12 protein-coding genes are annotated in these 19,708 nt (G+C 71.2%); 9 read left to right on the top strand and 3 right to left on the bottom strand.

The genetic code is table 11. The features are described 5' to 3' along the window. Positions 1-373: 373 nt before the first annotated feature. From ACZ4SA_RS30620 to ACZ4SA_RS30590, 7 genes are all read left to right on the top strand, one after another. The gene (locus ACZ4SA_RS30620) at positions 374-1,255 is read left to right on the top strand and encodes an MHYT domain-containing protein (protein ID WP_468280956.1); all 882 of its coding nucleotides are present in this window, start codon (positions 374-376) and stop codon (positions 1,253-1,255) included. 51 nt (positions 1,256-1,306) lie between these two features. After that, complete coding sequence (gene uvrB / locus ACZ4SA_RS30615; protein ID WP_468280955.1) at positions 1,307-3,433, top strand: excinuclease ABC subunit UvrB; 2,127 nt, start codon at positions 1,307-1,309, stop codon at positions 3,431-3,433. Positions 3,434-3,607: 174 nt separating this feature from the next. Beyond that, on the top strand, positions 3,608-4,186 hold the full coding sequence (locus ACZ4SA_RS30610; RefSeq protein WP_100106600.1) for a TerD family protein: 579 nt from the start codon (positions 3,608-3,610) through the stop codon (positions 4,184-4,186). Between the two features lie 103 nt (positions 4,187-4,289). Continuing rightward, positions 4,290-6,245 carry a TerD family protein gene (locus ACZ4SA_RS30605; protein ID WP_468280952.1) on the top strand — a complete coding sequence of 652 codons (1,956 nt, stop codon included), beginning with the start codon at positions 4,290-4,292 and terminating at the stop codon, positions 6,243-6,245. Positions 6,246-6,489: 244 nt separating this feature from the next. After that, entirely contained in the window at positions 6,490-7,491 is a 1,002-nt protein-coding gene (locus tag ACZ4SA_RS30600; protein ID WP_468280950.1) for a TerC/Alx family metal homeostasis membrane protein, read from the top strand. Between the two features lie 149 nt (positions 7,492-7,640). Continuing rightward, positions 7,641-8,309, top strand: a complete 669-nt coding sequence (locus tag ACZ4SA_RS30595; protein ID WP_468280948.1) for an alpha/beta hydrolase — start codon at positions 7,641-7,643, stop codon at positions 8,307-8,309. Between the two features lie 84 nt (positions 8,310-8,393). Beyond that, positions 8,394-12,992, top strand: a complete 4,599-nt coding sequence (locus ACZ4SA_RS30590; protein WP_468280946.1) for a HEAT repeat domain-containing protein — start codon at positions 8,394-8,396, stop codon at positions 12,990-12,992. A 7-nt stretch (positions 12,993-12,999) separates the two neighbouring features. Here ACZ4SA_RS30590 and ACZ4SA_RS30585 read toward each other — a convergent pair whose 3' ends face one another. Then, on the bottom strand, positions 13,000-13,656 hold the full coding sequence (locus tag ACZ4SA_RS30585; protein WP_468280944.1) for an MBL fold metallo-hydrolase: 657 nt from the start codon (positions 13,654-13,656) through the stop codon (positions 13,000-13,002). A 10-nt stretch (positions 13,657-13,666) separates the two neighbouring features. Next, positions 13,667-14,350, bottom strand: coding sequence for a maleylpyruvate isomerase family mycothiol-dependent enzyme (locus ACZ4SA_RS30580; RefSeq protein ID WP_468280942.1), 684 nt, complete (start codon positions 14,348-14,350; stop codon positions 13,667-13,669). A gap of 196 nt (positions 14,351-14,546) precedes the next feature. Here ACZ4SA_RS30580 and uvrA point away from each other — a divergent pair, with 196 nt between their 5' ends. Both uvrA and ACZ4SA_RS30570 read left to right on the top strand, forming a co-directional pair. Then, entirely contained in the window at positions 14,547-17,501 is a 2,955-nt protein-coding gene (gene uvrA / locus ACZ4SA_RS30575) for an excinuclease ABC subunit UvrA (RefSeq protein ID WP_468280940.1), read from the top strand. A gap of 658 nt (positions 17,502-18,159) precedes the next feature. Continuing rightward, positions 18,160-18,582 (top strand): Rieske (2Fe-2S) protein, encoded by a 423-nt coding sequence (locus ACZ4SA_RS30570; protein WP_468280938.1) that lies wholly within the window; start codon positions 18,160-18,162, stop codon positions 18,580-18,582. 28 nt (positions 18,583-18,610) lie between these two features. On the opposite strand, the gene ACZ4SA_RS30565 is transcribed toward ACZ4SA_RS30570, so the two are convergent. Then, complete coding sequence (locus tag ACZ4SA_RS30565) at positions 18,611-19,558, bottom strand: hypothetical protein (RefSeq protein WP_468280936.1); 948 nt, start codon at positions 19,556-19,558, stop codon at positions 18,611-18,613. Positions 19,559-19,708: the final 150 nt, after the last annotated feature.

The raw sequence follows: 19,708 nt of genomic DNA, 5'->3' as shown, positions 1-19,708 counted from the left end.
CTGATGGAAGCGTAGGAACTCCCATCATCCCAGGTCAGCGGGCACCTCTTCCTGTTTCTCCATCCACAGCTCGGCCGCTACGCGGTGGATCGAGGTTGAATGGACGAGTCGAGGCTTGCATTTCCCGCCCAACGAGGCACAGGCGAAGTATGGCCACAGGGTGAACGGATCCGCCGCAGGAGACGCGGTGCCGTGAGACCTGGTGCCGGAGCCCCGCCGCCGGGCTCTGTGCCGGGCTCGGCGACGACGAAATTCACCCGGCCCGTTTGCTTGGGCTTCCGCGAGCCGTACCCTCGCCCAGAACCAGACGTTCCATCAGAGATCGCGGGGATCGTAGGGCGGCGGGGGATCGCAGGGACGAAGGGTGCACGGCATGCAGGGCACGGTGGACGGATTCGGCTACGGCCTGCTCACCCCGGTGACGGCCTACCTGATGGCATGCCTCGGGGGCGCCCTGGGCCTGCGCTGCACCGCCGGGGCCGTGCGGAACGGGCGCTCGTTCCGGCCGGGCCGGCTCGTGCTCGGCGCGACCGCGATCGGTTCGGGCATCTGGAGCATGCACTTCATCGCGATGATGGGCTTCCACGTTCAGGAGATCTCCATCGGCTACGACAAGCCGACGACCTTCGCCAGCCTGGCCGTGGGCATCGTCATGGTCGGCATCGGGATTTTCATCGTCGGTCACCGGGGCGCCACGACGATGTCCCTGGTCACCGGCGGCACGATCACCGGGCTGGGTGTGGCGTCCATGCACTACCTCGGCATGGCCGGAATGCGATTTCAGGGACGCATCGAATACGACACCGTGACCGTCGCTCTCTCCGTGGTGATCGCCGTCGTCGCGGCCACGGCGGCCCTGTGGGCGGCCGTGGCCGTCCGCGGGTTCCCGGCGACCCTGGGCGCCGGTCTCGTGATGGGTCTGGCCGTGAGCGGGATGCACTACACCGGGATGGCCGCGGTCAGCGTCCATGTCCACGAGGCGGTCGACACAACCGTGGGCGGCGACCCGCCCGCCGCGCTCCTCGCGCCTCTGCTCGTGGGCCCCGCGGTGTTCCTGCTGCTCGCCGGTGTCGTCGTCATGTTCGACCCGCTGCGTGTGGCGGGGGAGCCTGACCGGCAGGCACACGTGGACGGCTGGGCCATGCGCCCCGGGGCGCCGGAGCGGCGGCCGGAAACCGGAGGCGGGCGCAGAGCGGCCGCCTGGGCAGGGGGCCGCAGCTCCCGGCGCGGCCCGGACCACGGCTGGACCGACTGATCGTCCACGGTTTCCCACCCGACTGTCAGTGGGGGGTCGTACGGTTGTTGCATGCGGCCCGTTTCCAAGATCGAACGTACGGTGGCGCCTTTCGAGGTCGTCAGTCCCTATCAGCCCAGCGGCGACCAGCCGACGGCCATCGCCGAGCTGGAACGGCGCATCCGCGCAGGTGAGAAGGATGTTGTCCTCCTGGGCGCGACCGGCACGGGCAAGTCGGCGACGACTGCCTGGATGATCGAGAAGCTTCAGCGCCCCACCCTGGTGATGGCGCCGAACAAGACTCTGGCCGCCCAGCTGGCGAACGAGTTCCGCGAGCTCCTCCCCAACAACGCGGTGGAGTACTTCGTCTCGTACTACGACTACTACCAGCCCGAGGCGTACGTCCCGCAGTCGGACACGTACATCGAGAAGGACTCCTCGATCAACGAGGAAGTCGAGCGACTGCGCCACTCCGCGACCAATTCGCTGCTCACCCGGCGAGACGTCGTCGTGGTCGCCTCCGTCTCCTGCATCTACGGCCTTGGTACCCCGCAGGAGTACGTGGACCGCATGGTCCAGCTCAGCGTCGGCGACGAGATTGACCGCGACCAGCTGCTTCGCCGCTTCGTCGACATCCAGTACACCCGTAACGACATGGCCTTCCAGCGCGGCACCTTCCGCGTCCGTGGCGACACCATCGAGATCTTCCCGGTCTACGAGGAGCTCGCGGTCCGCATCGAGATGTTCGGCGACGAGATCGAGGCCCTGTCCACGCTCCACCCGCTCACCGGCGAGATCCTCAGCGAGGACCAGTCGCTCTACGTGTTCCCCGCCAGCCACTACGTGGCGGGACCCGAGCGCATGGAGAAGGCGGTCAACGGTATCGAGGCGGAGCTCGAGCAGCGCCTCGCGGAGCTCGACAAGCAGGGCAAACTGCTGGAGTCCCAGCGGCTGCGCATGCGCACCACCTACGACATCGAGATGATGCGCCAGATCGGCTCCTGCTCCGGCATCGAGAACTACTCGATGCACTTCGACGACCGAGAGCCCGGCTCCCCGCCGAACACCCTCCTCGACTATTTCCCCGAGGACTTCCTGCTCGTCATCGACGAGTCGCATGTGACGGTGCCGCAGATCGGGGCGATGTACGAGGGCGACGCGTCCCGCAAGCGCACGCTCGTCGACCACGGCTTCCGGCTGCCGTCCGCGCTCGACAACCGCCCGCTGAGGTGGGAGGAGTTCCAGCAGCGCATCGGCCAGACCGTCTATCTGTCGGCCACCCCCGGCACCTACGAACTGTCCCGCGGCGACGGCTTCGTCGAGCAGATCATCCGCCCCACCGGGCTCGTCGACCCCCAGGTCGTAGTCAAGCCCACCGAGGGGCAGATCGACGACCTGGTGCACGAGATCCGCGAGCGCACTGAGAAGGACGAGCGCGTCCTGGTCACCACGCTGACCAAGAAGATGGCCGAGGACCTGACGGACTACTTCCTCGAGCTCGGCGTCCAAGTCCGCTATCTGCACAGTGACGTCGACACCCTCCGCCGTATCGAGCTGCTGCGCGAGCTGCGTGCCGGTGAGTACGACGTCCTGGTCGGTATCAATCTCCTGCGCGAGGGACTCGACCTCCCCGAGGTGTCGCTGGTCGCGATCCTCGACGCCGACAAGGAGGGCTTCCTCCGCTCCGGCACCTCCCTCATCCAGACCATCGGCCGCGCGGCGCGCAACGTCTCCGGCGAGGTCCATATGTACGCGGACAAGATCACGCCCGCGATGGAGAAGGCCATCGAGGAGACCAACCGCCGCCGCGAGAAGCAGATCGCGTACAACACGGAGAACGGCATCGACCCGCAGCCGCTCCGCAAGAAGATCAACGACATCGTCGCGACCATCGCGCGCGAGGAGATCGACACCGAGGAGCTGCTGGGCACCGGCTACCGCCAGGCGAAGGCCGACAAGCCCGGCAAGGGCGCCAAGGCGCCGGTCCCCTCGCTCGGAGCCGGTGCCGGAACCGGCCGCAAGGGCGAGGTGCTCACCGACCGCCCCGCGACCGAACTGGCCGGAATCATCGAGGAGATGACCGACCGTATGCGGGCGGCCGCCGCGGAGCTCCAGTTCGAGGTGGCAGCCCGGCTGCGCGACGAGGTCAGCGAGTTGAAGAAGGAGCTGCGCCAGATGAAGGAGGCAGGACTCGCCTGAGCTTGTCGCGCCTGCCGTGGCGGCTGTGCCCAGCCAGTGGCGGCTGTGCACGCCGGTGTGTTGCAAGACCGACACAAAATCCGACTGCCGCGCCGCCCTGTCGGTGCGACTGCGTAGGGTGCTTGGACAACCGCACACTTGGGCGGTGGGCAATTCGCGAGAAGGGGACAGCGCGTGACGGTCAACATGACCAAGGGTCAGGCCATCAGCCTGCAGAAGAGCGACGGGGGTACGCTCACGGCGGTGCGTATGGGGCTCGGATGGCAGGCGGCGCCGCGCCGCGGTCTGTTCGGCTCACGCACCCGCGAGGTCGACCTGGATGCCTCCGCGGTGCTCTTCGCGGACAAGCAGCCGGTGGATGTCGTCTTTTTCCGCCACCTCGTCAGCGACGACGGCTCCGTCAAGCACACCGGTGACAATCTCGTCGGCGGCGCCGGTTCCGGCGGCGACGACGAGGCGATCCTCGTCGACCTGCAGCGCGTGCCGGTCCACATCGACCAGATCGTCTTCACGGTCAACTCGTTCACCGGCCAGACGTTCCAGGAAGTGCAGAACGCCTTCTGCCGCATCGTCGACGAGACCAACGGCCAGGAGCTCGCCCGCTACACGCTCGACGGCGGCGGCCAGTACACCGCGCAGATCATGGCGAAGGTGCACCGTGCCGGCGGCGGCTGGCAGATGACGGCCCTGGGCAACCCCGCCAACGGCCGTACGTTCCAGGACCTGATGCCCGCGATCCTGCCGCACCTGTAGGCACGGCGGGACATCCGAGTCGTACCGCAGCTCCCGGAGGCACAGCCGCCGGGAGCTGCCCGCGTACCAACCGCACGCAGCAGAGCACCGAGGGGACAGAGCGATGACGGCCGAGCTGGTCCGGGGGCAGAACCACCCCTTGTCCGACACCCGACTCGAGATCCGTGTGTCGGCCGGCCATCCGGTCGTCGCCTGCGCCACCTGCTTCGACGAACAGGGCGCCGTCCGCGAGGAATGGGTGGCCCACCCCGGCGCTCAGGCACTTCCCGGCATCGAAGTGCCCGTGCGCGCCGAGCAGTCGCCCCGTTTCGCCGTGGACCTCGACGAGGTACCCGACCCCGTGCATCAGGTCAACATCCTCCTCGCGCTCCCCGTGAGCGCCGGAGGCCCCGACCGTTTCGGTGCCACGGCGGCCCCGTTCGTGGCGGTCACGAGCCAGGGCGGCGCGGAGCTCGCCAGCTTCACCATCACCGGTCTCGACAGCGAAACCGCGCTGGTCGCGGTCGAGTTGTACCGCCGCCAGGGCGCCTGGAAGGTCCGCGCGGTGGGCCAGGGGTACGCAGGCGGCCTCGCCCAACTGCTGTCGGACCAGGGCATGGACCAGGCCGACCGCACCGCCGCCGCCATCCAGGAGACGGCCGTGCCACGCGCGCACCGCGCCGCGCCGGCCCGGCTCCACACGGCCGGCGCCGACTCCGCCGCGGCGCCCGCCGCCGACCAGCCCTCCCCGGGCGATGTGACGATCCCCGACGGTCTCGCCGCCGCCGGGCCCCAGCCGGCCGCGGCCGGCACAGGGCCCCAGCAGACGCCGACGCCCGACCCGCCGCAGATGCCCGGCGGCCCCATCAACTACGCGCATCCGCGCAGGCAGTCGGCGCCGCCCCCGCCCGCTCCCGCCGCGCCGCCGGCCGAGCCCGGCCGCCCCGCCGCCCCGGTGGCGGGCGATGCCAGCGGCTGGTCCATGGAGGAGCGCCTCTACAACCAGGTCTGGGGCATGTTCGAGGACCTCGCCCGGGCCGTCGCCGCTTATCGCAGCGCCGTCGAGTTCGCCGAGTCCCGGATGGACAAGGAGCTCGACCAGGTCCTGTCCGACCCGCGCAGCCGCATCGGCAGCACCGGTGACGCGGCCAGGGCCGCTGCCCGCGCCAAGTGCGAGCAACTGACCGACCAGGCACGACAGGTCCTCGACCGCGACCTGGCCCAGCTGACCGCCGAGTCGGAGGTCGTTGAACCGGCGCTGCCGCCCGCGTTCGCCCGCTGGGACAACCCCAGCTGGCACGCCTACCGCGTCCCCATGGAGGTCCCGATGGCCCTGCGCCTCGGCGACCTGCATCTGCCGGAGAGTCCCGAGCTGCGCATCCCCTGCCTGGTGCGGCTGCCGCTCGAGCGCGGCCTGTGGGTGGACAGCGGACGGTCGAGCTCGGACGCCGCGCTGGCCCTGGACGAGGCGCAGCTGCGCCGGCTCGCCGTCGACTCGGCGGTCGCGCTCGCCGCCCGGCTGCTCGCCGTCTACCCGCCCGGCGAGTTCAGCGTCCATGCCATCGACCCGGCGGGCACCGCCGCCGCCTCACTGGCTCCCCTGGTCGAATCGGGCGCCCTCACCGGCGCTCCGGCCGCGGGCGCCCACGGCGTCAGCGCGGTGCTCGGCAGGCTCACCGAGCGGGTCGACCTGGTGACGATGGCGGTGCGAGGGGGTGCGGCCGACTCGCTCCCGCCCGGCCTCGACACGGGTGAGCAGCTGCTGATCGTCAACGACTTCCCGCACGGTTTCGACGACCGCGCGGTCAACCAGCTCCGCTATCTCGCGGACGAGGGGCCGGCCGTCGGCGTCCATCTGCTGATGGTCGCGGACCGCGAGGACGCGACCGCCTACGGCCCGGTGCTCGACCCGCTGTGGCGCTCGCTGCTGCGGGTGACCCCGGTCCCCGACGACCACCTGGCCGACCCGTGGGTGCGCCATGCGTGGACGTACGAGCCGTTGACCGTGCCGCCGGGCAGCGGCGTGCTGCGCCAGGTGCTGGACCAGGTGACCGAAGCGCGACGGGCCTGGCGCCGCTGATCCGACCTAGGGCTCCGACCTGCCCTTTTGGGAAATCCTTTACTGTCGCCTTTATCTTTCATTGGTCTTTCCTGTACCGTTCTTTGCGCGGAGGGGAGTACTCCCGATTCGCGGCGTGCCCGTCAATACGGACCTGCAGACAAGTCCCGGGGCGCCGGCCCGCGGTGCGGCTGGGACCGCCCGGGTGGAGGAGACCTCCGGCAGCGACGACGCTGATCAGTAGCCGTACGACGCCGGAGGCGCAGTGGACGTTTCAATGACCCTTTGGGTGCTGACCATTCTCGGTCTCAGTGCCCTGATCGCCGTCGACTTCTTCATCGGGCGCAAGCCCCATGACGTGTCCATCAAGGAAGCCGGCATCTGGACCGTGGTCTGGATCGTGCTGGCCGCACTCTTCGGCCTCGGCCTGCTGTTCGCGGGCGAGAGCCAGGCGTCGGGCGAGTTCTTCGCAGGCTTCATCACCGAGAAGTCGCTGAGCGTCGACAACCTCTTCGTCTTCGTCCTGATCATGGCGAAGTTCGCCGTGCCCTCGCACCTCCAGCAGCGGGTGCTGCTGATCGGTGTGCTGATCGCCCTGGTGCTGCGCGCCATCTTCATCGCCGCGGGTGCGGCGATCATCGCCAGCTTCTCCTGGGTCTTCTACATCTTCGGCGCTTTCCTCATCTACACCGCCTGGAAGCTCATCCAGGAGGCGCGCTCCGACGACGAGGAGGAGGAGTTCGAGGAGAACAGGCTCCTCAAGTCGATCGAGCACCGCTTCGGCGTCGCCGACAAGTACCACGGCACCAAGCTCTTCATCCGCAACAACGGCAAGCGCGTCCTGACCCCGCTGATGGTCGTCATGCTCGCCATCGGCACCACCGATGTGCTCTTCGCGCTGGACTCCATCCCCGCGATCTTCGGTCTGACCCAGGACCCGTACATCGTCTTCACCGCCAACGCGTTCGCGCTGATGGGTCTACGACAGCTGTACTTCCTCATCGGCGGACTGCTCAGGAAGCTGGTCCATCTCAGCTACGGCCTGTCCGTGATCCTCGGCTTCATCGGCGTGAAGCTGGTGCTGCACGCCCTGCACGAGAGCGGTGTGCACGTCCCCGAGATCTCCATCCCGGTCTCACTGGCCGTCATCTGCGGTGTCCTGGTCATCACGACGATCACCAGTTTGATTGCCTCCAGGAAACAGGAGGAGCGCGAAGCCGCCGAAGCCGCGGCGAAGGAAACGGACAAGGACAGCGTCGAGGCCTGACGGTCGTGCGACGCGCGAGCACCGCACGGGCGGGTGCGGACGGCAGGCCCGTCCGCACCCGCCGGTGTGCGTCACCCACCGTCCGCCGTCGCCGCGGCTCCGCATACCGTTGCGTACGACAACCGCCCGCAGAGCCCGAGGACGACGCGATGGCCATCCCCGTACGCACCGGCGCCAAGGACGGTGCGCCGGTGCCCGCGCTGCGCCTCGACCGGCCGGCCGTGCCCGCAACGGCCGCGGTCCTGCTGCTGCACGGCGGCCGCGCCGACGCGTTGGAGCCGCCGCCCGCCCTGAACCTCCCCGGCGCGCGGATGCGCCCCTTCGCACGGGCGATCGCCCGCGCCACCGCCGGCCACGGCGTCGCACTGGGCAGGGTCCGCTATGGCCACCGCGGCTGGAACGGCGACCGGGCCGACGCCGCCCGTGACGCCCGGCGGGCCCTCGACGAACTGGCCCAGCTCACCGGGCCCGTGCCCACCGTCCTGGTGGGTCACTCCATGGGCGCACGGGCCGCGCTGCACACCGCCGGCCACCCCCATGTGAAGGCGGTCGTCGGTCTTGCCCCCTGGTGTCCGCCGGAGGACCCGGTCGACCAGTTGGCGGGCAGATCCGTCGTGCTGCTGCACGGCGACCGGGATCGTGTCACCGACCCGGCAGAGACCTGGGCCTTCGCCGCCCGTGCCCGCACCGCCGGCGCCGACGTCCGTGAACTCCCCATGCCCGGCGGCGACCACGCCATGCTCCGCGGCGCGTCGACCTGGCACGCCCTCACCACCCACTTGGTCCTCGGGCTGCTGGGGTCGGCGCCGACACCGTGAAACCGATGGCCGGGCCGTGAACGCCCCGCTTACTATCCGACGGTGACGACGCCGGACGACAGGAAATCGCCGAAGGACGCTGCCTTGGGGGACCTTGACCAGGCGCCGGTCCCGACGGGCCACATCGACCCCCTCACCTGCCCACTGGGCGTGCTCGCCGGCCTCATCCGCCACCACGACCCTCGCCGTCGGCTCCACGGTCTGGCACTTCTGAACGAGCGTGCCGCCCGCCGGTCCTCCGACGAGACCGAGAAGGCACGCATCGCGGCGCTCCTCCCGCAGCCCGCGGACGGGCCGCCCGAGGAGGCGCTCCTCCTGGCCGGGCTGTACGAGCGACTGGGGCGGTGTCTTCCCGAGGGGCGGCTGCCGTCGTGGCGCACGGCCGAGCAGCCGGCCCGGGTGCGGATCGCCTGGCTCCGGGCCGCACTTGTCAACGACCCCACCGTGATCCGACGCGAACCGGCCGGCGAACCGCTGTACCAGGCTGTGCGCGACACGAAGATCGTGAGCGCGCACAGGCCCGAGCAACTCGTGGCCGAACTCGTACGTAGCGGCGACGGTGTGCTGCAGAGCGAGGGCCTGCGGCTCGCCCGGCAGGGCCTGCACGCCGCCCTGCTGGCACCCGGCCTGGTCGCATGTCAGATCACAGCTCTGCTGGACGCCGAAAGCACCGGTGTCGTGGCCGCCGCTCTCGCCGAACTGGCCGAACCGTGGGCGGCTCTGGAACCTCTGCCGCAAGCACGCCTGTCGTCCTTCGTCTGCGCCGGTTCCGGCGTGCGCCCGCAGGTCACAGCGGTGGCCCTGGAGACCGCGGCTCGCCACGGTCACGTTGACCTGCTTCGGCAAGCGGTCCAGGACCAAGGGCTGCCCCCGGATGCTCGCCGCCGAGCCCTGGAGCTCCTCGGGCACGGCGCGGGACGAGGCGACATCGGCCGGCTGGCAGCGCTCGCGTTGCACGACCCGCTGCTGTTCGGCGGGCCCGCGGTGGCCTGCCTCCTCGGACTCCACCGTCGCGGCATCTTCCCCGACGACGCCGATGTCCCGTCGATCGTGGGTCTGGCGCTCGCCGATCACTCCGTCCCGCCCGACGCCGTCGCAACGATTCTCTACACCTGCCGGGGCTCCACGCTGCGGTCTCTCCTGAACGCCGCCGACGGCGACATCAGCTGGCCGCGACGGCTCGCCCTGCTGGTCGCGCTCGCCGGGCAGGGAGCGGGCGAGCTTCCGATCGGGGAGGAGATCACGCGACGGCTGCCCGGCGCTTCTGCCCCCGAGCCGTTCCTCGACGCGATCCGCCGGCTTCGGCACGTGGAGGCGGAGGACGCCGTGATCGCTCTCCTGCCGACCGTGCCCGCGGGGGCGCTCGGCGCACTGGAGGCCATCGGCGGGGACCACACGGTGACGGCGCTGTGGGAAGGCCTCGGCCTGACCGGCGCAGACCGCCCGGACACCATCGCGCCCCACCTCCGCCCGGTCCGGAGCCGCGCCCTCGCGCTGCTGTGGCACCTGACCGAGGAGCCGGCCCAACGGCGGCGCCTCCTCGCCCACCTCGATCCCACCGACCTGCCGGCCCGCATAGCGACCGACCTCGGCGCACCCGACCCGCGGGAACTGGCCCTCCTCGCTTCCCACCTGGACCCGAAGCAACCCGTCGCGGCACTGTGCCGGCTGGCACGCTACGGCGACGCGTCCACCCTGCCCGCCATCCGTGACCTGCTGATGCGGATCGTGAGCGAACTGGCCACGACCCAGGAGCCCGGAGCGCCGACGGGCGCCCACCCGCAACAGCGGACCGGGGAAGCCGCCGACACGCAACGGCGGACCGGCGAACCCGCCGTCCCGCAGGAAATCCTGGACGCGCTGCACGGCCTGGGCCGCCGTCTCCACGAACGCGGCAGGATCCGTCCGTCCTGCCTGCTCGACACCGCGGTCCCGGAGGCGGCAGGGCATGCCCTGGTCGCCTCCGTGGCGTTCGATCTTCTGGCGCGCCCCGGCCTGACCGGCGCCGAGCAGGCCCTGCTGCTCGATCTGCTGCTACGTGTCCCCGGTGTGCGCACCCGCAGCCGGGTGCACCGATTGCTGCGCCACCGCGACCCGCAGGTCCGCAAGCGGGCGATCGCGCTGCTCGCCGAGGACGGCACAGGGGACGATGCCCGGGCCCTGTCCGCGACGTTGATCGCGCTCTCCGCGTCCGAGGACATCCGCACGGTGCGACAGGCGCTGCGCGCCCTCGCCCGCGCGGGAGCCCACTGGGCCTCCGCCCCGATCGCCGCGTGCCTCGACCACCCGAACATGAACGTCAAGAAGACCGCAGCAGAGGCCCTGGCTCATGCGGGTGCACCCGAATCGGTCCCACGACTGCTCTTCTGGCTCGGCCATCATGACAATCCCGGCCTGCGCACCGCCGTGTCGACGGCCCTGCGTGCCGTCCTCGGCGAGGCGTACGCGGCCACCCTGCTCGCCGCCGCCGAACGCAATGACGACCGCCGTACCCGCGAACTGCTGCTGCAGGGTCTCGACGGCGTACTCACAACCCGCTCGGTACTCGCCCTCGACGGCCAGGACTCGGCGGTCGTGCCTGTGCTGCTCGAACTGATGGCCGCCGGAACGGTCCGGCTGGCCGCCGGGGTGCCGGACGACCTGCGAGGACCCCTGGCCAGGCACGGCATCGCCGCACACCCCTCGCGAGGGGCCGCGCCGTACGGCACCCCGGACCCCGAGGTGACGTCGCTGCTGAAGAACGGCTGGGACCCCGCCGTCGCGCGACGGATCACGGAGCGCTCCCGGCAGGCCGAGGTGGTCCGGCTCGGCGACCTTCGGCACCTGCTGGCGGACTGGCTCGACCTCGCCGGTACGTCCGACGACCGGGGCCCTGTCCTCCGGCTCCTGCCACGGCTTTGCCCCGCCCCCTGGTCGGCCGGTGAACGGCGCGCCTTCGCCCGGTGTGTCCACACTCTCCTCGATGAGCTCGCCCGTGCCCGCGGCAGCCATCGGGACGGGCTCATCGCGGTACTCGAAGCGGCCGTGTCCACGCTCTCCGTCACCGAGAAAACGGCGGTCGCCGACGCCGTACGCGCCCTGCCCGCCGCACCCGCGGGAAGGCTGTCCACCCTCGGACTGCTGCGCAGCTGTGGCGCGGTACTGGTCCGCGGCGATCTCGAGCAGGCGCTTGTCGCCGCGCGGCTCGGCACCGACCCGCGGCAGGGCGAGATCGCGGTACTGCGGGACGCGTTCGGCCTGACGCCCACTGCCGCACCGGCGAAGGCACCGCAGTGGCGCGCAGCCCTGGACGCCGCCGTACGCACCGCGCCGTCGCTCGAGGAGTTCCGCCGCCGTGAGGAGGGTGCCCCGGGCTCCCGGGAACGGCTGGCCGCGCTGATCGACGCCCATGCTCTCGTCGGGCCCGGCGTACGTCCCGCCCTTCTCGACTGGATGACGGCACTCCAGCCCCTCGACGCGCCCGCGTGGACGATCGAGGAGACCGCCCGTATTCCGGAGCCTGCGCCGCGCGCCGTGCGCCCCGACGATCTGGACCAGCCCAGGTCGGGGCCGCTTCGGACGCGGCTGCTGGCCCTGCTCGACGACCCCGAGCCCGACCGCAGGGAGGCCGCTGCCGCCGAGCTCGCGACATGGCCGGAGCCGGAGACCGGGCTCGTCGTGTTGCGGGCCCACCTCCGCGGCCGGGTCACGATCCCGTGCGACGCGGTGCCCGCCGCGGCGCTGAACGCCCTCGACGACGCCCTCGACGAGAGCGGGCCGACGGCCGACGGTGTCCGCGCGGACAGGATGGCCGACCTGGTCCGGCGGCTCACGCCACGGCAAGGGGAGCGATGGCTTCCATGGCTGCTCGAACGCTGGCAGCACGGCCCGCCCGGCGACCGCGACGCGGTCCGGGAGGCCCTGCGCCATGTCCCCGGCGACCTGCTGGCGGCGCACCTCGGCGAGCACCTCGACTCCGGGGCGTGGGGGTTCCTCGATCTGCTCGTCGGCCGCCCGCTGCTGCGCACGCCGGCGCTCGAGCAGAGCTGCCGCCGGCTGCGGGCCGAGGGTCGTGACGAACTCGCCGACAAGCTGGTCCTCGTGGACGGCCCGCTGCGCGGCCCGGAAGCCGCGCTGCGGGACGCCGCCGCACTGGCCGCGCTCCGCGAACCCGTCCCCGCATCGCGGGCCGCGACCGCGGACCGGCCGTCACGTGCGGAGCTGATCGAGTCGGCCCGCACGGGTGGAGCGGAGCAGATACGCCGGGCACTCGGGCGCCTGGCGGCGGAGCACCGCGGACCGGACCCGGAGCCGGACCCCGAACTGGCCGCGCTGCTCGGCGAGTTGCTGCATCACCCCAGGGCCGGAGTCCGTCTCCGGGCGCACCGGACCGCGCGCGCGATGCTGGACCGGGAGACCTACCTGCGCCATACGGCGGTGCTGCTGGGCGACCCGCAGCCGGATGTGGCGCGCATGGCGGTGCGGACGCTCTGCCGTGCCGGTTGGGAGCCCGCGATCCCGGCCGTGGCCGGGATGCTCGAGCATGCCCACCCCGTCGTCCGCAGGGCCGCGGCCGACGGGCTCGCGCTGCTGGGCCCGGCTGCGGTGCCCGCGCTCACGCACGCTGCCGGTCGCGCCCGGCCCGACAAGCGGTCCCGCTACACGGATGTGCTCGACAGGATCGACGCGGCCGCCCCCGGGTAGGGCGGCGTCACCAGCCGCGTTCGCGCCACTCGGCCAGGTGGGGCCGTTCCTCGCCGAGGCTGGTGTCTTTTCCGTGGCCCGGGTAGACCCAGGTCTCGTCCGGGAGCCGGTCGAAGAGCTTGGCCTCGACTCCGTCGAGCAGGCCGGTGAACGCCTGCGGGTCGTTGTGGGTGTTGCCCACGCCGCCGGGGAAAAGGCAGTCGCCGGTGAAGAGGTGCGGGTGGCCGTGCGGGTCGTCGTAGACGAGCACGATCGAGCCAGGTGTGTGGCCCACGAGATGGCGGGCCGTGAGCTCGACGCGCCCCACCCGGATCGTGTCCCCGTCGTCGACCAGTACGTCGGTCGGGACGGGGATGCCCTCGGCGTCGTGCCGGCCGGCGTAGGTGCGCGCGCCGGTCGCCCGGACGACTTCCTCCAGTGCCTGCCAGTGGTCGCCGTGCCGGTGGGTGGTGACGACGGAGGCGATGGAGTCGTCGCCGATCAGATGCAGCAAGGTCTCCGGCTCGGCCGCCGCGTCGATCAGCAGCTGCTCACCGGTGGCGCGGCAGCGCAACAGATAGGCGTTGTTGTCCATCGGTCCCACGGCGACCTTGGAGATCATCAGGTCGGCGAGTTCGTGCACGTCCGCCGGGCCGCCGACCTTCACCGCTCCGCTGTATGTCATGCGTCTCAGCCTATAGCGGAGGCAGTACGGGCAGCGGGCCTCCGGCGCACTCCAGGGCGGTGCCGTCGCGGCGGCCGGAGAGCCAGCCCAGAACGTCCGCGGGGGATCCGGAGACGGTGACCGGCGTCCCGTCCGTCCCGCCGGTGCGCCATTCGCCGCCGCCGGCCAGCACGCGGGTCGGGGGCACGTCCTCTCGGCCGCTCCAGCGCTCCGCCAGGAATGCGGTCTCCCGCTCCGTGAACTCCTTCGGCAGGTCCTCCAGCTCGTAGCCGATGCCGAGGTCGACATGGTGCAGCTCGACTTCGACGAGACGGCGGAAGGGGACGCGCGCGGCCCGGTCGGTCACCCCGTTGCGCAGCTCGACGGTGCGCTGCCAGTCGGCGGAGGCGGCACCCGTGCCCTGGAAGCGGGCCGCGGACGCGCGCACGTCGTCGAGCTGCTCGGCGAGCGCGCGGGGGGCGTCGCGCTCGATGTCGGCGTCGCGGGTTTCGGCTGTGACATACATCGGCCGGCCCTCGAGAACATTTACGAGTGCGTCGGCGTTACGGGAGATGTGGGCCAGCACATGGCCGCGGGTCCAGCCCGGCAGTCGTGACGCTCCGGCTACGGCCGCGTTGTCCAGTTCGGCCGCCGCGGCGAGGAGTCGGTCGGTCGCTTCACGTACAGAGCGCAGGTCGCTCACGGGATCGATCATGAGGCCGACCCTAGCCCGCCCACTCGATCGGGTGAAGGTACCGGAACGCGTCCGTAAATCGAATGCGCGTGCTATACGCTCGGTGCAGGCATTCTTGAAAGTCAGGCATCCATCGCATGGCTGCCCCCCGTAGGCTGGATCCAGTCTGGGACCGGGGGCTGTGCCCCCGCTTCTACGCAGAAAGGTGCGGACCGGCGTGGCCGACCGTCTCATCGTTCGTGGTGCTCGCGAGCACAACCTGAAGAACGTCTCGCTCGACCTCCCGCGTGACTCCCTCATCGTCTTCACCGGGCTTTCGGGGTCGGGCAAGTCCTCTCTCGCGTTCGACACGATCTTCGCCGAGGGGCAGCGCCGGTACGTCGAGTCGCTCTCCTCCTACGCCCGGCAGTTCCTCGGTCAGATGGACAAGCCGGACGTCGACTTCATCGAGGGCCTCTCTCCGGCCGTCTCGATCGACCAGAAGTCGACCTCGCGCAACCCGCGCTCCACGGTCGGCACGATCACCGAGGTCTACGACTACCTCCGACTGCTCTTCGCCCGCATCGGCAAGCCGCACTGCCCCGAGTGCCGCCGTCCCATCACGCGCCAGTCGCCGCAGGCCATCGTCGACAGGGTCCTCGAGCTGCCCGAGGGCAGCCGTTTCCAGGTGCTCTCGCCGCTGGTGCGCGAGCGCAAGGGCGAGTTCGTCGACCTCTTCTCCGACCTGCAGACCAAGGGCTACAGCCGCGCGCGCGTCGACGGGCAGACCGTCCAGCTCGCCGAGCCGCCCAAGCTGAAGAAGCAGGAAAAGCACACCATCGAGGTGGTCGTCGACCGCCTCACCGTGAAGGACTCCGCCAAGCGTCGGCTCACCGACTCGGTCGAGACCGCGCTCGGGCTCTCCGGCGGCATGGTCGTGCTCGACTTCGTCGACCTCCCGGAGGACGATCCCGAGCGCGAGCGGATGTTCTCGGAGCACCTCTACTGCCCGTACGACGACCTGTCCTTCGAAGAACTCGAGCCCCGCTCGTTCTCCTTCAACTCGCCCTTCGGCGCCTGCCCCGACTGCACCGGCATCGGCACGCGCATGGAGGTCGACCCAGAGCTGATCGTTCCCGACGAGGAGAAGTCCCTCGACGAGGGCGCGATCCACCCGTGGTCCCACGGCCACACCAAGGAGTACTTCGGCCGTCTGATCGGCGGGCTGTCCCAGGCTCTCGGCTTCTCCACCGACATGCCCTGGGCGGGGCTCCCCGCCCGCGCCAAGAAGGCCCTCCTGCACGGACACAAGACCCAGGTCGAGGTCCGCTACCGCAACCGCTACGGGCGCGAGCGCGCCTACACGACCCCCGCCTTCGAAGGCGCCGTGCAGTTCGTCAAGCGGCGGCACTCCGAGGCCGAGAGCGACTCCAGCAGGGAGCGCTTCGAGGGCTATATGCGCGAGGTCCCCTGCCCGACCTGTGAAGGCAGCCGCCTCAAGCCGATCGTCCTCGCCGTCACCGTGATGGAGAAGTCCATCGCCGAGGTCTCCGCGATGTCCATCAGCGAGTGCGCGGAGTTCCTCGGCCGCCTCAAGCTGAACGCCCGCGACAAGAAGATCGCCGAGCGGGTGCTCAAGGAGGTCAACGAACGGCTGCGCTTCCTGGTCGACGTCGGCCTCGACTACCTCTCGCTCAACCGCGCGGCTGGCACCCTGTCCGGCGGCGAGGCCCAGCGCATCCGGCTCGCCACCCAGATCGGCTCCGGCCTGGTCGGTGTGCTCTACGTCCTGGACGAGCCATCCATCGGACTGCACCAGCGCGACAACCACCGGCTGATCGAGACCCTCGTCCGCCTCCGCGACATGGGCAACACCCTCATCGTCGTCGAGCACGACGAGGACACCATCAAGGTCGCCGACTGGGTCGTCGACATCGGCCCGGGCGCGGGAGAGCACGGCGGCAAGGTCGTGCACTCCGGGCCGTTGAAGCAGCTGCTGGCCAACAAGGAGTCGATGACCGGGCAGTACCTGTCCAAGAAGCGCTCCATCCCCACGCCGGAACTGCGCCGTCCCGCCGACCCGACGCGCAGACTCACCGTGCACGGGGCCCGGGAGAACAACCTCCAGGACATCGACGTCGCCTTCCCCCTCGGTGTGCTCACGGCCGTCACCGGCGTCTCCGGATCCGGCAAGTCGACTCTGGTCAACGACATCCTCTACACCCACCTCGCCCGCGAACTGAACGGCGCCAAGTCCGTGCCGGGCCGCCACACCCGGGTCGACGGCGACGACCTCGTCGACAAGGTGGTGCACGTCGACCAGTCGCCCATCGGCCGCACCCCGCGGTCCAACCCCGCGACGTACACCGGCGTCTTCGACCATGTCCGCAAGCTCTTCGCGGAGACGATGGAGGCCAAGGTACGCGGCTATCTGCCGGGCCGGTTCTCCTTCAACGTCAAGGGCGGCCGCTGCGAGAACTGCTCCGGCGACGGCACCATCAAGATCGAGATGAACTTCCTGCCGGACGTGTACGTCCCGTGCGAGGTCTGCCACGGAGCCCGGTACAACCGCGAGACGCTGGAGGTCCACTACAAGGGCAAGTCCATCGCCGAGGTGCTGGACATGCCGATCGAGGAGGCGCTGCACTTCTTCGAGGCCGTCCCGACGATCTCCCGCCATCTGCGCACGCTCAACGAAGTGGGGCTCGGATACGTCCGGCTGGGACAGTCGGCGCCGACGCTCTCCGGTGGTGAGGCGCAGCGCGTGAAGCTGGCGTCCGAGCTCCAGAAGCGGTCCACGGGACGCACGGTCTACGTCTTGGACGAGCCGACCACCGGTCTGCACTTCGAGGACATCAGCAAGCTGATCAACGTGCTGTCGGGGCTCGTGGACAAGGGCAACACCGTGATCGTCATCGAGCACAACCTCGACGTCGTCAAGACGGCCGACTGGGTCGTCGACATGGGACCCGAAGGCGGCAGCGGCGGTGGCCTCGTCATCGCCGAGGGCACGCCGGAACAGGTCGCCGGCGTCCCGGCGAGCCACACCGGCAAGTTCCTGCGCGACATCCTCGACGCCGACCGGATCAGCGATGCGGGGGCGGGGGCGGGGGTGCCGGGGGCGCGAAAGCCGGCTAGGCCGACGAGGTCGGTGAAGAAGGCACCGGTGGGGGCGCGGGCACGCAAGGCGTAAGCGCGGGCGGGCGGGCCGCTGCGCGGGGGCCTTTTCCCCACCCCGCCCCTTACCGAGACCGGGGGCGTTGCCCCCGGGCCCCCGGGCCTTTCCGTAACCGGGGGCGTTGCCTCCGGCCCCTCCGGCCCCTCCGGCCCCTCCGGCCCCTCCGGCCCCTCCGGCCCCTCCGGCCCCTCCGGGCCCCCGGACTCCGGGGCGCGGGGTAGCCGGGGGCTGTGCCCCCCGTTGACCCAGGCCTTGGCGTCACCGAGGGTCTTGCCCCGTGGCCTCTGCTCCCAGCCCCCGCAGGCTCTGCCCCCAGGGGACTGCGCCCGCCGCCCCCCGGCCGTGCAGCCCCTCGCTGGGTTGCTCAGTGTCGCCGGGGGCGCCCCCTACGGCTGGCGGCGTGGGATGCGCCTCCATCCACGGCCGCCAAGCCGTAGGGAGAGTCGCGGGGTACCGGGGGGGCGGAATCCCGCCGGGTGGGGCATGCTCCAGCCCCGCTGCGGGGCACCTCCCTCCGCCGCCAGGCGGAGGGGGCTGAGGGGATTCCGGCGGCGGAGCCCCCGGTGGGTCCCCCCGCAGTCGACCCGGTCTGAGTCGCGGGGATCTCCGTCGGTATCGTCGGTTCTGTCAGTGCACCCGCCCCCCATCCAGATCCAGAACCGTGGAGTTCCCCATGCCCCCGACCGCCCGCCGCACCGTTCTGAAGGGCGCGGCCCTCGCCGGGGTTGCCGGGCTGGGGGTTGCCGCGTGTTCCACCGAGTCGAAGCTCGGCCATGCCGAGACCCCGACGCCCACCGCGCCGGTCGACCTCGGCGCGGCTGACGCCGTTCCCGTGGGCGGGGCCAAGCTCTACCGTGAACAGCGGCTGATCGTGCACTGTCCCGCGAAGGGCGAGTACAAAGCCTTCAGTGCCCAGTGCACCCACGCCGGCTGTGTCCTCGACAAGGTCGAGGGCACCGAGGGCAACTGCCCGTGCCACGGCAGCCGCTTCGACGTGACGACCGGCAAGGCGCTCCAGGGGCCGGCGACCGTGCCGCTGCCCGAGGTGCCGATCAAGGCCGAGGGCGGCAAGCTCGTGGCCGGCCCGGAGGCGTAGGCCTGGGCAAAAGCGGGCGTCCGCGGGCTCAGGCCCAGTCCCATTCGATGCCCAGCATTCCCGGCCGCACCCCCTGCTCCACGAGGTGGACCGTGCGGTGCCGCCCGCTGGGCGTCAGGTCCGTGGGCACCCCGCGCGGCATGCCCGTCGTCGCCTGCGAGAAGCGGTGGCAGCGTGCGGGCAGCGCGTTCTCGTCGAAGCGCACCTGCAGTACGTACTGACCGCCCGCGTGGTCGAAGCCCCGCACGTATCCGGTGCTCGACCCGCCGCTGCCGTCCTCGAAGCCGTAGCCGAAGACATACGTCTCGCCCGCCCGCAGCGCGGCGTCGAAGAGCAGCTCCGCGACCACCACGCTGCTCGCCCGGTCCCGGCGCACCCGCCCGGTGCGGCAGTTCTCCAGGCCGCTCACTTCCACGCCCTCCGGGTCGCCGTCCGGGTCGCCGTGGTGGACGGCGAGATAGCGGTCGACGCCGTCGCGGTGGGCGCGTACGACATGCTGCGAGTGCCGCCCGAGCAGCTGGCGCCCTGCCCCGATCCGTACCCGCTCGTGCTGTCCGAGGGTCTGCAGTCCGCCGTCCTTCGGGGACTCCAGGTCGGCGAGGAGCCGTCCCACGGCCCCGGACGGATCCACCAGCGCGCGGTACGAACGGTACGAGCGGCCCCGGGCCCGGTCGACGTCACAGCTCCCGTCGCCGTCACCGCCGCCCGTGCCCAGGAGCCGGACCAGGGAATCCCCGGGGAGATCCAGGAGTTCCTCCAGCGCGCGTACCGCCCGCAGCGACTCGGGGCGCTGCGGGCGGCGGGCGCCCTGCTGCCAGTAACTGAGGCTCGTCACACCGACCTTGATCCCGCGGTGGGCGAGATGGTGCTGGACGCGCTGGAGCGGCAGACCCCGCACGGCGAGGGCGGCGCGCAACGCCAGATGGAAGGGGCCGGTGCTCAGTACCTGCGCCAGGTCGGCTTCGACTTGGCCCATGGATTCCTCCGGGACGTATCGCGTGCGGTGGGTGCTCAAGTGATGCTCTGCTGTTCGGCTGCTCGGCCGCCGTGGGCGGGCTGCGGCTCTCCGGATGGATGGGGCGGGACGGCGCTGGTCACGTCCGCGCCGCACCGTTCACGGCGTCGC

Source organism: Streptomyces sp. NPDC027962 (genome assembly GCF_055566095.1).
The sequence above is the reverse complement of the archived record's forward strand: the minus strand, read 5'-3'. Positions and strand labels throughout refer to the sequence as shown.